The sequence below is a fragment of the Hymenobacter crusticola genome (assembly GCF_002154225.1).
GTDB classification, from domain to species: domain Bacteria; phylum Bacteroidota; class Bacteroidia; order Cytophagales; family Hymenobacteraceae; genus Hymenobacter; species Hymenobacter crusticola.
In genome coordinates, this window is the sequence record NZ_MTSE01000014.1 from 134,344 (window position 1) to 148,154 (window position 13,811).

Here is a 13,811-nt window from a genome sequence, read left to right on the forward strand (position 1 = left end):
TTGCCTGACACCACTTAGTTGCCCATGCTCCAAGACCTCCAACGCGTACTCCACACCTACTGGGAATCATTCCTCTTTATTGCACCCAAGCTCCTGATTGCCTTGGTTGTCGTGTCAGTGGCTTTGGCTATTGCCAAACGCTTCAGCATGCTGCTCGGCAGTCGGTTGCGGGGCAGCGCCCACGACCCTTTGCTAGCTGATTTCCTGACGAACGTCGCTAAGTGGGGCATGCTACTGGCGGGCTTGTTGCTCGCCATGCAAATTGTGGGGCTCTCGGGCGTAGTGAGCGGGGTGCTAGGTGCAGCAGGCCTAACGGCATTTGTGGTCGGCTTTGCCCTGAAGGACATTGCCGAGAACTTCCTGGCCGGCATGGTGCTGGCGTTCAACCGGCCTTTTCACATTCACGACACGGTGCAGATCCGGGACATGCTCGGGCAGGTAGAAGCGCTGAACCTGCGAACAACCATCATCAGAACCTTCGAGGGCAAGCAGATTTCCTTGCCTAACGCCGTTGTGCTGCGCGAGCCCCTCACCAACTTCACGCGCAACGAATATATCCGCCAAGATTTCCTAGTGAGCGTGGATTACGGCGAGCAGAAGGGTCCTAGCCAGATCATCGACAAGATTCTGCATTACGTCAACAACACCGAGGGCGTCGAGTCGACGCCGCCGTATGTGAGCTACATTACCCTGGAAAAAAGTGCGGGCACCACCGCCGACTTGCGCGTGTACTTCTGGGCCCAATCCGAGGATTATCGTCGCCAAGTGCTGGTACTGAAAAGCAACCTGATGCAGGGTACCAAGGCCATGCTTAGCGAAGCGGGCTACCCGCCTACCACAACCGTTAGCTAGGTTACGCCGGGCAAAGTATTATTCCTGTTACTTTGTTTTGTAACTGCTACTTTGCTCGCGCCTACGTGGGCTAGGGTTCCCGCTGCGGTTGCCGCGGCTAGGTTATTGCCACGCGTTTCTCCTCCTTCTCTAACGCTTCCTCAATGCCCAAAAGCACCGTTCACCGCCTCCTAGGTCCTCTGTTGCTGTGGCGCCTGCGCCATATCAACGACCGGGTCTATCTGATTCTGGTGAGCGTGCTGGTAGGTACTGCGGCGGGCTTAGCCGCCGTCATTCTGAAGGGCTCCGTGCATACGGCCCAGGAGTGGCTCTACGAGTGGATACCCGAGCAAAACCGCGTGTTTGCGCTTTTTCTGTATCCCATCCTCGGCATTGGGCTTACGGTTCTATTTACCCGCTATTTTCTTGATGGGCAGCTCAGCCGCGGTATTGCGCCCATCATCTACAACATTGCGCGCCAGGGCAGTATCGTGCCGCGCAGCAAGATGTACTCTCAGTTTTTCACCTCCTTTCTGACGGTCACCTTCGGGGGCTCGGCGGGATTGGAGGCCCCTATCTCGGTCACAGGCTCGGCCCTAGGTTCCAACGTAGGGCGCCTGCTGCGGGTGGGCCGGCGCGAGCGGCGCTTACTCACGGGTTGCGGCGCGGCGGCGGGGGTGGCCGCCATTTTCAACAGCCCCATTGCGGGTGTGCTATTCGCGGTAGAAGTAATTCTGTCGGAGCTGTCGGCGCCGTTTTTCATTCCGCTGCTTATCTCTTCGGCCACGGCCACGGTTATTTCCAAGGCTTTTTACGTGGGCCAGCCCTTCGTGCTGATTACGACCACGTGGCCCGTCGAAGCCATTCCGCTTTACCTTACGCTGGGGGTATTCACGGCGCTGCTGTCGGTATACATGATCCGCGTCTACTTCCTGGCCGATAAGTTCTTCACGACGTGGCCCGGCGCTTTTCGCAAGGTAGTAGCCGGGGGGCTGCTTTTGGGGGGGCTGGTATTTTTCTTCCCGCCGCTTTATGGCGAGGGCTACAACATTGTGCAGTTGCTGCTGAGCGGCCAGCCCGAGCGCCTCGTCGATGGGTCCATCTTTGCCGTGTACCGCGACGAGAACGTCTGGACGCTGCTGCTGGTGGCGGGTGCGAGCATGCTGCTCAAGGTATTTGCCACCACCATTACCATCGGGGCCGGGGGCAACGGGGGCATGTTTGGCTCGTCGCTATTTGCCGGCGCGCTCATGGGCTTCATCGTGGCGCGCCTCATCAACATGAGCGGCCTCTACCCTATTTCCGAAGTTCACTTCGTGGTGCTTGGCATGGCGGGGGTGCTAGCCGGTGTTATTCATGCCCCCCTCACCGGCATCTTCCTGATTGCGGAAATCACGGGCGGCTATGCGCTGTTTGTGCCGCTGATGGTGGTCACCTCCAGCTCCTACCTCATCACGAAGTACTACGAGCCATATTCGGTGTACACCCGTAAGCTGGTGCAGCGCGGCGTGGTGATGCACGCCGACCGCGACCGAGGCATCTTGGCCCAGCTTAACCTCCTCGCCTTCGTGCAACGCGACTTTGTGGCCGTGCACCCCGACGACACCCTAGGCGAGCTAGTGGACGCGTTCCGGCACGCTTCCCGTAACCTGTTCCCGGTGCTCGACGACGACACCCAGCTGCTGGGCATTGTGTCGCTGGATAAAGTGCGCGACGCTCTCTTCGACGATGCGCATTACGATACCACCCGCGTGCGCGACCTAATGAGTCCGCCGCCCGCTGTTGTCAACGTTGACGACAGCATGCTCGATACATTGCACCAGCTCGAGGAGCACGACGCTTGGGCTTTGCCCGTCGTGCGCAAGGGCAAGTATGTGGGCTTCATTCTGAAAACCACCATCCTAGCTGCCTACCGCCGCCAGCTGCTGAAAGAAGTAGACTAAGAATTTACCGTACGGAGTATAGGTAGGCCAGGTCCCGCCTCCGATGTGCCCGCGGTAAAATCGCATCTTCTGCACGTCGCAGCCGCGCTAAAACACCACTTAGGGTAGCGCTCGACTAACGGCCGTTCATCCGCGTCGCATTGCCTAGCCTATAACTACGTAGCAAGGTTTGCCTTACGCTTGCGCCAGAAAGTAAGGGGAGCTTGTAGTGCCGTCTACTGGTGTTGCCTAGCTTCGCGAAGCTTGCCGAAGGAGCTAGCTAGTAAACCCACGGCGCCACCAGGGCCTACTAGTTCGTCGTTAACCCCTGCGAAATCAATACTCTCCTAACTCGGGTTTGCGGTGAGCGAGCAGTAACCCGACCATCATGAGCACACCGGTAAGCAGAATGACCATGAAGAGGATGCTTTCGCTGATTTCGCCGATGCTATGCTTGGGAGGAATGCTGAAAAACAACAGTATTGTAATCAAGCCTTTCGGAGCGATGAAAAGCTCCGGAATCAGGTCGGTGCGGGCGATGTAGCGCAGGTAGAAAAAGCGGATGACCGTCAGCACGCCCACAATCAGCAGGGCCTGCAAAATGACAGCGCTGCTCAACAGGCTACTAACGGTGATAGAATAGCCAAAAATCAGAAAGAAGAAGGTCCGAATTAGGAAGGCCGACTCCGCCGTGATGCTGCGCAGCTGCTGCACTTCACTGGTGAGCCGCTCGGGGTGAAACCAGCGTCGCAAGGGCCCTTTCAGAAACAGCTCCGCATTGTTGACGGCTAGGCCAAACACCAACACCAGCAGCAACGACGATAAATGCAGCTCTTTCGCCAGGCTGTACATCAGCACCAAGAAAGCTAGGATCAGAAAGAACTTGATGTGCAGCCGAATCCGGTCGAGCAGAAAAGCCAGCACCACCGTACTTACTACGGCCACGAGCAGAATGGCCACGAAGTCGCGGGTGAACGTGACGATCGAGATGCCCTGGGCAAAATCATCCTGCAACGCAAAGTTGAAGAACATAATCCCGAGGATGTCGGAGAAGGTGCTTTCATACACGATAAACTCCTGCTTTTCCCCTCCTAGGCTTGCCACGCTCGGAATGGCAATAGCGCTACTGATGACGGCCAGCGGCACCGCATTCACCAGGCAGCTCTGAAAAGACACCCCCACGTAGGCTCGCAGCAGCAAGGCAATGGCAATGGCCTGCACAATGAGAATGAGCGCGGCGGCAAAAAAAGAGCGCCGGATAAGTGGGGCTTTTTCGCGGCTCAGCGTCAGGTCGAGCGAGCCCTCCAGTACAATCATAATCAGGCCGATAATGCCAAATATTTCCAGCACCACCTTCGGCACCACTAAGTGCAGGTCGGTGTAGTCGGCGGCTTGCTTCAGCGCAATGCCTGTGAGCAGCAGCATTAGCACGGAGGGTACTCTGGTGGCGCGGGCGGCCATGTCGAATACGTAGGAGAGAATGACGGCTATGCTCAACCCAATTAGGATGCTGTACGAGCTCATGTAGGTGTGCTGGTGGCAATTGGTAAGCTCTGCTATACGGTCGCTGCGACCACACTGCCGAGCCCTGACCGCACATTTTTTCACAAGTTTTTGTTGTACAGAGCTTTGCAAACCACCGCCAGCAGCCAGCGGCTTGCTACCGGCGGATAATTTATCTTGCTGCTTCTTTCTGCACCTATGTCGTTTTCTATTGCCGTGGTGGGAGGTGGCCCAGCCGGCCTGCTGGCCGCGCAGCGCCTTGCCGAAGCCGGGCACCGCGTAACCGTGTATGAGGCGCAGGCTACCGTTGGCCGCAAGTTTCTGGTGGCTGGGCACGGGGGCTTCAACCTCACCAATGCCGAACCGCTGGCAGCTTTTGAGCCCCGCTATGGTCCCACGCAGACGCGCTTTGCCGCTTACCTAGCGCATTTCTCGCCCGCCGATCTGCGCCAGTGGGCCGCCGACCTAGGTATTCCCACCTTTGTGGGCACCAGCGGCCGGGTATTTCCCCTGGATGAGTACAAGCCTGCGCAGTTGCTCCGCGCCTGGCTCAAGCGGTTGCAAGCGCTAGGGGTTACGTTGAAAACCCGGCACCGCTGGCTAGGCTTCGTCGGCGAAAAGGAGCTGCGGCTGCGCGACGACACCAGCGGAGAGGAGGTCGTGCTGGCACCCGACGCCACCCTACTCGCCCTGGGTGGCGCTAGCTGGAGCAAAACCGGCTCCGACGGCCGTTGGGTCCCGTTGGTGGAGGCCATCGGAGTCGCCACGGTACCTTTTGCCCCGGCTAACTGCGGCGTCGAAATTCAGTGGTCTGAGTTCTTCAAAACAAAAGTGGGCCGGGCGCCACTCAAAAACATTGCTCTGCGTTGCGGCGACCAGCAACTACGCGGGGAGGTGCTACTCACGGACTACGGCCTAGAGGGCACGCCCGTGTACGCCCTCACGCCCGCCTTGCGCACCGCGCTGGCCCACGGCTTTCCCGCCCCCCTCCTGCTCGACCTTAAGCCCGACCTCTCCGATGCGCAGTTGTTGCAAAAGCTAGGTCAGCCGCGCAGCGGGAAGTCGTTGGCTGTTTTTCTGGCCAAAGCCCTTCACCTAGGTCCGCCCGTGCCCACGCTGCTACGCGAAGTGGCCCCGCCCGAAGCGACGGCCACTCCTGCAGCGCTGGCCCACCTGCTCCGTCAGGTGCCACTCCCGGTCACGGGCTTGCGCCCATTGGATGAAGCTATTTCTACGGCCGGAGGTATCCCGTTCGCGGAGGTAGACGACCACCTCATGCTGCAGCGCCGACCAGGCACCTTCGTGGCGGGTGAGATGCTGGATTGGGAAGCGCCTACCGGCGGCTACCTGTTGCAAGGGTGCTTCAGTACTGGGGCGTGGGCCGCGCAGGGTATAGCAGCGTGGTTGACGTCAGCTACTGCCTAATTTTATTGCGCAATTTCTTGACAAACAAGCGCTTGTTATATAACAGAAGCGTAGTAGAAAGCTAGCCTCAGCGTAAGAATCAGGCGACAGCGCGGCTAAGTTTCGGCATGGCAGGTGTGACCTTGGACGTGCATAAAGAAGGGCCGTATCGAATGAACGATACGACCCTTCTTTGTTCTAAACCGGTTACCGCTTGTTGGTATAAAACCCTGCGGAGCGCCTATTTCTTGTTTATGGCGGCTTGTTCTGCTTCCGCCAGAATGTCTTTTGCTTCCGAGAGCAGCCGCTCGCCGTGGTTGAGCTGCTTGCGGCAGATCAGGGCAAACAGAATAAAGAAGGAAATGATCGGCAGCACCCAACCCAGCGCAAACCACAGCCAGAAAGAACGCCCGTAGCTATAGGCGCAATAGCCCGTGGTAAGCGGCAAAAAAGATACGGCGCACATAAAACCGAACAGGAGATCTATCATCATGGCCGCGGTGGTTAGGTGAGCTACGTCGAAGGTACAGCAAGCCTAGGCATTTTACAAACCCAACCAGCTATCTTATTAGGGCAATAACTAGGTGCTTACCGGGAAGTTGCGAAAAATGGGCAGAATGTTGTCGATTGTTCAGCTACCTTCCGGCTCTTTTTCCGTACCACTCATTTCTGCCTTCTTCTTCCCGATTGCCCGCCCCGCCCGAATTACCCATGTGGGACCACCAAAGCCTCTTCCGCGTTACGGCACAGCTTTTTGCCGAAGGCGTGTTTAACCTGCTCGACCGGAATCTCAAACCCGAAGTTTTTTTGCTAGGCCTCGCCACGGCCCGTGAAACCGATGAGCCCCAAGCCGTGGTAGTGGAGCCGCCCACGCACCGCTACCGCCCCAACGATTTTGCCGGCGTCAAGAACCGAGCTAGCTCTCTTGAGCCCGAGGGCCCCCGCGAGGTGGTGTACCACCTCCACCCCGGCGACCATGACCGTTTTGAAAAGCAGCGCTGGTATGACCTGCTGCGGCGCTCCACCGAGCTTACGCTGCAAAACCTAGCCGCCGAGCGGGGCGAAGACCGCATTAGCTTCTGCTCGCTGCCCGTGAACCTGTACGGGTACTCCGTCATCATTGCCTTGCAGTTTTCGGCTGATGCGTACTTGAGCTACTACGCGCTGCCGCCACTCAGCACCGGCGCCCGCCGTGGTTCGCTGGTGGCCGCCGCCGTGCAAGAGTTTCTACAGGATTGCGCCCGCGCCATGCGCGAATCCGACGACGACGACGACCGCCCCGTGCTCGATCGGGACTACAACGAGCTATTACGCGCCGCGGGGCGCCGCTTTATGCTGCGGGCCGCGGCGGGTACCCACGGCCTTTACGACGCCTGCAACGGCGTGGCCGCCTTGCGCCATGAAGGCGACGAAGGCGTGGGCACGATGCTCGTGGCCCGGCGCCATCACCCGGCCGTGGTGCCGGTGCTCACACTCGAAACGCCTATTCCGCTACGCGACCACCGCTCCATTCGTAAGTTACTGGAACTGAGCGAGGGGCGCACCTCCCTCGTGACGGATGCCAGCGACGTCTTTGGGCTAGGCTACCTCGTAGAGCGCTCCGATCCGCAGTACGAGCCCATCTTCACGGTGCACTTCACCAAGCACTACAGTTGGGAACTGAGCCACGATGGCTACGTGATGATGAAAGTAGTGTCGAACACGCCGCGCTTGCCCCAGGGGCGGGTGGATGAGGCTAACTTCACGCGGGCCGTGCGGCGGGTATTCCCCCACCTCGACGACAATGGCATTTCGTACCTCTGGGAGCTTACCCAAAATGCCAGCAGCCAGCCCACGGGCACCATTCTGGTGATTTCAGAAGGGGCCGCGCAAGAAGCGGTCCGCCTCACCCGCCAATGCTTCCGGGTAGCTCCGCGGATTATGACGCCGTCGGTGCTGCGTCTGGTAACGAATATCGACGGGGCCGTGCTTATTAACCCCACGGGCGTGTGCTATGCCATCGGGGCCATCCTCGACGGCCTAGCTACCGAGAAGGGCGATTCGTCGCGGGGCTCGCGCTTCAACTCAGCCGTTCGTTATGTGGAAAGCAGCCGCTATCCGGTGCTAGCTATTGTGGTGAGCGAAGACGGGCTTATTGACTTGCTACCACCCTTGCAGAAGTAAAGCGCAGAAGTAAAACGATAGGGCGCGCTGCGCCTTACTTTTCCCCGCTTGCCTTGCGCTTCTCCATCGATTCGCGCCATATTGGCTTGTAATCGTATGTGGAATAGAACTCCGTGTTGAAGGCGCCCCAGGCTCCGTTCTCAATAGCTAGGTTTAGCGTACGCACGTCTTTGGGAGCTACTTTCAGCGTCACAACTTGTCCAATGCCCATCATCACGTACCACGACACGACGCGCGTTTCCTTGGGCGGGAACAGGCCCCAGAAGTTGTTCTTCTCCTGCACTTCCTGAATTTGCTTTAGGCTTTTGTCTTGTTGGTGTCGCAGGAAAACCGTGATCATCACGGAGTCGGCAGCGGCACCAGGTGCGCGTTGTGCCTGCGCAGCGGTGCTGAGGCAAAACATTGCTAGTAAGCCAAGTAGATACTTTTTCATGCTACTGCTTTTTAGGTTGATGCACTACTCAGCTCCCGCCTAGGTTATGATCATGAACGTAGAGGACTAGAAAGCGAGCTCCCCACCTTCGTGAGAAGATGCTAGGGATAGTTAGAGAATTAGACATGGCTTGTCGTCTAACGCAAAGGACCACCCCTAGCGTCTCCTCACGAAGGTGGGGAGCTAGCTCGCAACTTTTTAGCAATACCATTAAATATCTAGTAACTAGCCATTTAACGTCCGCATCATGGCTTCGGGGTAGCGATTGCCGGCAATGGCCGTGCGGGGTGCTACCGCCTCAATCTGCTGCAAGTCGGCTTCGGTGAGTTGCACTTGCAGGGCGCCGAGGTTTTCTTCTAAGTAGGCAATGCGCTTGGTGCCGGGAATGGGCACAATCTCCGGCCCTTGCGCCAGCACCCAAGCCAAGGCTAATTGCCCGGCGGTGCAGCCTTTTTGGGCGGCAATTTCGCGAATGCGCGTTACCACGTCGAGATTCTTCTGGAAGTTTTCGCCCTGAAACCGCGGTGTGAAGCGACGATAATCATCTTCGGCTAAGTCTTCAAACGTCTGAATCTGCCCCGTAAGAAAGCCCCGGCCTAGCGGGCTGTACGCTACTAGGCTCGTACCTAGCTCCCGGCACGTTTGTAGTGCCCCATCTTCCGGGTCGCGGCTCCACAGTGAATACTCGCTTTGTAGCGCCGCAATGGGGTGCACGGCATGGGCCCGCCGCAGCGTTTCGGGCGACGCCTCCGATAGCCCTAGGTAGCGCACTTTGCCTTCTTCCACCAAGCGGCTCATAGCGCCCACGGTTTCCTCGATGGGCGTACTTGGATCGACGCGGTGCTGGTAATACAGGTCGATGTAGTCGGTGCCGAGGCGGCGTAAGCTTCCTTCGCAGGCTTGGCGCACGTACTCGGGCCGGCCGTTGACACCCCGCTTAGTGGGGTCGTTGGGGTCGCGCTGAATGCCGAACTTGGTAGCAATAACGGCTTGGTCACGTTTGCCTTGTAAGGCACGGCCCACGAGTTCTTCGTTCAGAAAAGGGCCGTACATGTCGGCTGTGTCGAAGAAGGTAACCCCTAGCTCAAGCGCCCGGTGTATGGTGCGGATGCTTTCCTCATCGTTGCGGCCGCTATAGAAGTCGGACATACCCATGCACCCTAGCCCGAGAGCTGATACGGTGAGGGCCGATTTGCCTACTGTGCGCGTTTCCATCGTGTTTGTAAGGGTTAGATACCTGTTGCCAGGCTTGGTGAGGGGAATAAGAGTACTAGTACAACCTGTGGTGCTGCCTTTTGATTAGCAACCTAGGTGTAGCCCTTGCTACGACTGCCTTTTTCCTGGCGTTTTCGTTAGAGAAGAAAAAGCCGCCATTTTATGCCCGCCCAACCTATCGTTACCCGTCCCCAACCATTTGCTACCGATGAGCGACTCCGCTGGGTGGAACGCGTAGCGCGCCTGATGGACAGCCAGTTCCACTTGCCCGGCACGCGCTTCCGGTTTGGCCTCGACCCTGTGCTCGGCCTCATTCCTATCCTCGGCGACCTATCCACGTTTGCCGTGTCGGGTATGTTAGTCCTGACGATGATGCGCCACGGCGCCAGCCGCAACGTGGTTATTCGCATGGTCCTCAATATTCTCATTGATACCATCCTAGGTGCTATTCCTATTATTGGCAACATCTTCGACTTCGCCTATAAAAGCAACGACCGCAATGTGGAGCTGCTGCGCCGCCACTATGCCGAGGGAAAGTACCAAGGCGGCGGTCGATTGGTGCTAACGCTAGTGCTACTCGGTATGCTCGTGTTCTTTGGGTTGCTCACCTGGGGCTTGTGGGCACTTACCTCATGGCTATGGCACTATGGTCAGGCGCATTGGGGCTAGCGTGCTGGTAATCTTTATGTTCTAGCCTATGCTTTTGCCTGCGTAAGCCTACAAACCGAGTTGCTACTCCCTAGTAAGCTTGTCACAAAGCCTACCTTATCTGGTAGCTAATAGACCAGCTCATTCTGCTACAAGCATAATATTCAATAATATTAATTACTATATATAAATAAAATCCAAGTCACATTTGCTGCTTTTTACACCTTTATAGTTGAGCTTACCTACTCTACTTTTATATTATCTAATAGCCCCTCCTTCTAGTTACGCTTATCTATGAACTCCGTCGTCCTCACTCTCGCTTCTTTATTTACCACACAGGCTGGCTTTCGCACCATCGATGGCCAGTTTATCAGCAGCGAAATTGGACAGCGCGCCCTGCAAAATGGATCGGCTTTGTTGGTAGGGGGCTTGCTGATCGGGGATTTTTCTTCTGACTTAGAAATAATAGCTCACCCTACTGCTGCTTAGCCTTCCCAGGTGCTGTATTACCGCCGCTTACTGCTCTTGCGCAAAGCCGGCAGCACCATTACGCGCTACCATTTAGCTTTCACCATAAACGTCAGCGGAGTGACTCTTGTTAACTTAAAAAATGCGTAAACCGCTCTATTCTTTAGGTTATAGCGACGTTCAATAAAGGATGGCAAGTGGTTTGCCTGTGCGCGCCATTGCATGAAAAACACTAATCGCACTACTTACAGGCCGCACTTAGCGGAACGCCTACTCAGTCACATTGCCTTGGCGGCGATGGGCAGCGCCATCTACCTTTTCTTACAGGTGTGGGACGTACTTCCTTAGCTCGAACAGCAGTAACAGAAAAGCCCCGACCAAGCGGCCTGGGCTTTTGCTAATCCATACGGCACCTGGACTAATGCCGCGGGTTGGACCTACGGGTACTAGCTTGGAGCGGATTGCTTCCGCACCGAAAAAGGCGATTTAGCCTTTTGCAGTCCAGCAGGTGCAAGTGAATTGATGAGCCCTAGCACTGTAGTTCGTACTTACTCCATCGAGCTTATTCGGGTACGAATCAACTTAGCTAACGCGTAAGTTTCTGACGGGATCAGCCTTGGCTGCTCGCACTGCCTGCACGCTCACGGTGATGAGCGCAATCAGCAGCGCCACCACCCCCACCGCGCCGAATAACCACCAGCTCAGCGTGATACGGTAGGCAAAATCCTGCAACCATGTGTGCATAGCCCACCACGCGAGCGGCCACGCCACTACATTGGCCAAGAGCACCAGTTTGAGAAAATCTTTGGAGAGCAAAGCTACAATGCTCGTTACCGAAGCGCCTAGCACCTTCCGAATCCCGATTTCTTTGGTGCGCTGCTCGGCCGTGAACGTAGCTAACCCAAATAGACCGAGGCACGCCACGAAAATGGTAAAGCCTGCGAAAATGTACAGGATGCGACCTAGCCTCCTTTCGGCCTCGTAGGTTTGGGTGAAGCGTTCATCTAGGAAAGAGTAGGTGAAAGGTTCTTCGGGCGAAAACCGACTCCATTGCGCTTTCATGGAAGCTAGCAGGCCAGGCAAGTCGGCGCCTTTCGCTTTCACAATCACGGTTCCGGAGGCCGCCCCCAGGGTCATGACCAGCGCGGAAATGGGTTCGTGTAGGGATTTGAAGTGAAAGTCTTTCACAACGCCCACCACCCGGAAGGTGCGTTTATGTCCCTGATTATCCGAATTGGTCAGAGTACGGCCTAGGGGGTTCTTTGCCCAACCAAACACGCGCACGGCGGTTTCATTCAGGATGGCCGCGGCGGTATCGGAGGAAAAGCGTTTGGAGAAATTACGCCCAACCAGCAGCTGCATCCCGAGCGTTGGGACATACTGCGAATCTACTTCGTAGCGCAGCACCCGCAGAACCTGCGTAGGATCATCTTCGGTCGAAACCAGGAAGTTGTTGGAGAAGGTGGGGCCAGCGGGCAAATAGCCGGACGTGCTCACGCTCAACACGCGCGGATCTTGGAGCAGCTGGCGCTGAAACGCCTCGGTGTGCTGGCCCAGTAAGTAGGCTTCGGGCAGCACCAGCACGTGCTCTTTATCGTAGCCTAGCCTTTTGTGCTGGATGTACTGCAGCTGCTGGTACACGACGAGTGTACTGATCATCAGCACAATGGAGATGCAGAACTGAAATACTACTAAGCCACTGCGCAAGCCCATACTCCCTTTCCCGGAGGTAAACTTGCCCTTGAGCACGGCTACGGGGTTGAACGACGACAGGAAAAAGGCCGGGTAGCTGCCCGCTAACATGCCAACCAACACGCCGAAAAGCACCAGCCCCGGCAGCAGCCACCAAGTAGCCGTAAGCTCGAAAGTCAGCTGCTGCTGGGCTAGGTCGTTGAAAATGGGTAAGGCCATGTTCACTAGCACAATAGCAAGGAACAGCGCAACGAGCGTCAGCAAGATAGATTCGAGCAGAAACTGCCCCATAAGCTGCCCCTGCAGCGAGCCCAACACTTTACGAATGCCCACTTCGCGCGCGCGCTTAGAGGCCCCAGCAGTAGAAAGATTCATGTAGTTGATGCAGGCAATCAGCAGCATGAACAGGGCAATAGACCCGAAAATGTACACGTAGCGCACATCGCCGCCGCCTTCCAGATTACCCGTAAAGTCGGAGCGTAAGTGAATGTCGGTCAGGGGTTGCAGGAAGAGGCCTAGCTCATTGCCCTTCCGGATGAACTGCTTGTAGCTGATGCCCAAGGCGGGCTGTAGCTGCGGACCTAGGTATTTCTCTACTACCTGTGGCAGCTTGGCTTCCAGCTCCTTATAATTGTAGCCCTTCGGCAATACTAAGTAGGTAAAGTAGTTAGAAGTCATCCACGACGACGATTTTGCATCGGGCACGCTGGCCAGCGAGGCGAAGATGTCGAAGTGAAAATGGGAGTTGGCGGGCACCTTGTCGAATACGCCGGTTACTTTGCAGGAGTGATTCCAGTCTTTGAAGGTCAGCACCTTACCGATGGGGTTGGCGTTGCCGAAGTATTGGCGCGCCGTAGCCTGGGAAAGCACCACCGTGTAGGGTTGCATTAGCGCCGTTTGCGGGTCGCCTTGAAGCAACGGAATGGTGAACACCTGAAAGAAGTTGGAATCAACCATCGCTACGTTGCTCTCCTTGAAGGATTTACCACCGTAAATGATACGCGGATAGCCAGCCGTCATGAGGCGGGTAGCGGCCTGCACTTCCGGGTACTCCGTGCGCAGCGTCTGCGCTACGGGCGGCATCACATTCGCCTCCTTCATCTTCTGCCCCTGCACCGACCCCCGAAACACCACCCGCACTATGCGGTCAGCCTTTTCGTTGTAGCGGTCGTAGCTCAGCTCATTTTGCACAAACAGCATGATCAGCAAGCAGGTGGCAATACCGATAGCTAGCCCGAGAATATTGATGGCCGAAAACGCCTTGTTGCGCCACAAGTTGCGCAGCGCGATTTTGAAGTAGCTCTGGAGCATGATGTAAGAACTAAAAGACGAGAAGTCAGAATTCAAAGCAAGAGGTAACTTCTTAAACGAGAGAACTATAGAGCATTTCTCGTGTCTACGTTTTCGCGCCTAGCTTCTCACCTCCACAAACTGCTTGTGCACGTTTTCCAGCACCACTTCGCCATCGAGCAGGCGAATGACGCGGTGGGCGTAGCGGGCATCGTGCTCGGAGTGGGTGACCATGATGATGG

12 protein-coding genes are annotated in these 13,811 nt (G+C 56.6%); 7 read left to right on the forward strand and 5 right to left on the reverse strand.

What is annotated here, in order from left to right:
- Positions 1-24 precede the first annotated feature (24 nt).
- A complete protein-coding gene (locus BXP70_RS20990; protein ID WP_086596084.1) occupies positions 25-852 on the forward strand; it encodes a mechanosensitive ion channel family protein in 828 nt (275 codons plus the stop codon).
- Positions 853-995: 143 nt separating this feature from the next.
- On the forward strand, positions 996-2,774 hold the full coding sequence (locus BXP70_RS20995; protein WP_086596085.1) for a chloride channel protein: 1,779 nt from the start codon (positions 996-998) through the stop codon (positions 2,772-2,774).
- Positions 2,775-3,089: 315 nt separating this feature from the next.
- Here the strand turns inward: BXP70_RS20995 and BXP70_RS21000 are convergent, their stop codons facing one another.
- Positions 3,090-4,277 carry a cation:proton antiporter domain-containing protein gene (locus BXP70_RS21000; protein WP_086596086.1) on the reverse strand — a complete coding sequence of 396 codons (1,188 nt, stop codon included), beginning with the start codon at positions 4,275-4,277 and terminating at the stop codon, positions 3,090-3,092.
- A 177-nt stretch (positions 4,278-4,454) separates the two neighbouring features.
- Here BXP70_RS21000 and BXP70_RS21005 point away from each other — a divergent pair, with 177 nt between their 5' ends.
- Positions 4,455-5,681, forward strand: a complete 1,227-nt coding sequence (locus BXP70_RS21005) for a BaiN/RdsA family NAD(P)/FAD-dependent oxidoreductase (RefSeq protein ID WP_179197770.1) — start codon at positions 4,455-4,457, stop codon at positions 5,679-5,681.
- A gap of 220 nt (positions 5,682-5,901) precedes the next feature.
- Here the strand turns inward: BXP70_RS21005 and BXP70_RS21010 are convergent, their stop codons facing one another.
- Positions 5,902-6,153: a hypothetical protein gene (locus tag BXP70_RS21010; protein ID WP_086596088.1), complete on the reverse strand. Its 252-nt coding sequence runs from the start codon at positions 6,151-6,153 to the stop codon at positions 5,902-5,904.
- A 194-nt stretch (positions 6,154-6,347) separates the two neighbouring features.
- Between BXP70_RS21010 and BXP70_RS21015 the strand changes: the two genes are divergently transcribed.
- Positions 6,348-7,823 carry a diadenylate cyclase gene (locus BXP70_RS21015; protein WP_143436606.1) on the forward strand — a complete coding sequence of 492 codons (1,476 nt, stop codon included), beginning with the start codon at positions 6,348-6,350 and terminating at the stop codon, positions 7,821-7,823.
- A 34-nt stretch (positions 7,824-7,857) separates the two neighbouring features.
- On the opposite strand, the gene BXP70_RS21020 is transcribed toward BXP70_RS21015, so the two are convergent.
- Entirely contained in the window at positions 7,858-8,256 is a 399-nt protein-coding gene (locus tag BXP70_RS21020) for a hypothetical protein (protein ID WP_179197771.1), read from the reverse strand.
- Between the two features lie 225 nt (positions 8,257-8,481).
- Positions 8,482-9,471 carry an aldo/keto reductase gene (locus BXP70_RS21025; protein WP_086596091.1) on the reverse strand — a complete coding sequence of 330 codons (990 nt, stop codon included), beginning with the start codon at positions 9,469-9,471 and terminating at the stop codon, positions 8,482-8,484.
- Positions 9,472-9,633: 162 nt separating this feature from the next.
- On the opposite strand from BXP70_RS21025, the gene BXP70_RS21030 reads away from it, so the two are divergent.
- From BXP70_RS21030 to BXP70_RS30815, 3 genes are all read left to right on the forward strand, one after another.
- A complete protein-coding gene (locus BXP70_RS21030; RefSeq protein WP_086596092.1) occupies positions 9,634-10,140 on the forward strand; it encodes a DUF4112 domain-containing protein in 507 nt (168 codons plus the stop codon).
- Positions 10,141-10,413: 273 nt separating this feature from the next.
- On the forward strand, positions 10,414-10,608 hold the full coding sequence (locus BXP70_RS21035) for a hypothetical protein (RefSeq protein WP_086596093.1): 195 nt from the start codon (positions 10,414-10,416) through the stop codon (positions 10,606-10,608).
- Between the two features lie 201 nt (positions 10,609-10,809).
- Positions 10,810-10,935, forward strand: coding sequence for a hypothetical protein (locus BXP70_RS30815; RefSeq protein ID WP_262490758.1), 126 nt, complete (start codon positions 10,810-10,812; stop codon positions 10,933-10,935).
- 234 nt (positions 10,936-11,169) lie between these two features.
- Here the strand turns inward: BXP70_RS30815 and BXP70_RS21040 are convergent, their stop codons facing one another.
- Entirely contained in the window at positions 11,170-13,590 is a 2,421-nt protein-coding gene (locus tag BXP70_RS21040; RefSeq protein WP_086596094.1) for an ABC transporter permease, read from the reverse strand.
- Positions 13,591-13,811: the final 221 nt, after the last annotated feature.

Coding starts and splice junctions, on each gene's coding strand:
- BXP70_RS20990 (WP_086596084.1), top strand. CDS start 25: ATGCTCCAAGACCTCCAACGCGTACTCCACACCTACTGGGAATCATTC.
- BXP70_RS20995 (WP_086596085.1), top strand. CDS start 996: ATGCCCAAAAGCACCGTTCACCGCCTCCTAGGTCCTCTGTTGCTGTGG.
- BXP70_RS21000 (WP_086596086.1), bottom strand. CDS start 4,277: ATGAGCTCGTACAGCATCCTAATTGGGTTGAGCATAGCCGTCATTCTC.
- BXP70_RS21005 (WP_179197770.1), top strand. CDS start 4,455: ATGTCGTTTTCTATTGCCGTGGTGGGAGGTGGCCCAGCCGGCCTGCTG.
- BXP70_RS21010 (WP_086596088.1), bottom strand. CDS start 6,153: ATGATGATAGATCTCCTGTTCGGTTTTATGTGCGCCGTATCTTTTTTG.
- BXP70_RS21020 (WP_179197771.1), bottom strand. CDS start 8,256: ATGAAAAAGTATCTACTTGGCTTACTAGCAATGTTTTGCCTCAGCACC.
- BXP70_RS21025 (WP_086596091.1), bottom strand. CDS start 9,471: ATGGAAACGCGCACAGTAGGCAAATCGGCCCTCACCGTATCAGCTCTC.
- BXP70_RS21030 (WP_086596092.1), top strand. CDS start 9,634: ATGCCCGCCCAACCTATCGTTACCCGTCCCCAACCATTTGCTACCGAT.
- BXP70_RS21035 (WP_086596093.1), top strand. CDS start 10,414: ATGAACTCCGTCGTCCTCACTCTCGCTTCTTTATTTACCACACAGGCT.
- BXP70_RS30815 (WP_262490758.1), top strand. CDS start 10,810: ATGAAAAACACTAATCGCACTACTTACAGGCCGCACTTAGCGGAACGC.
- BXP70_RS21040 (WP_086596094.1), bottom strand. CDS start 13,590: ATGCTCCAGAGCTACTTCAAAATCGCGCTGCGCAACTTGTGGCGCAAC.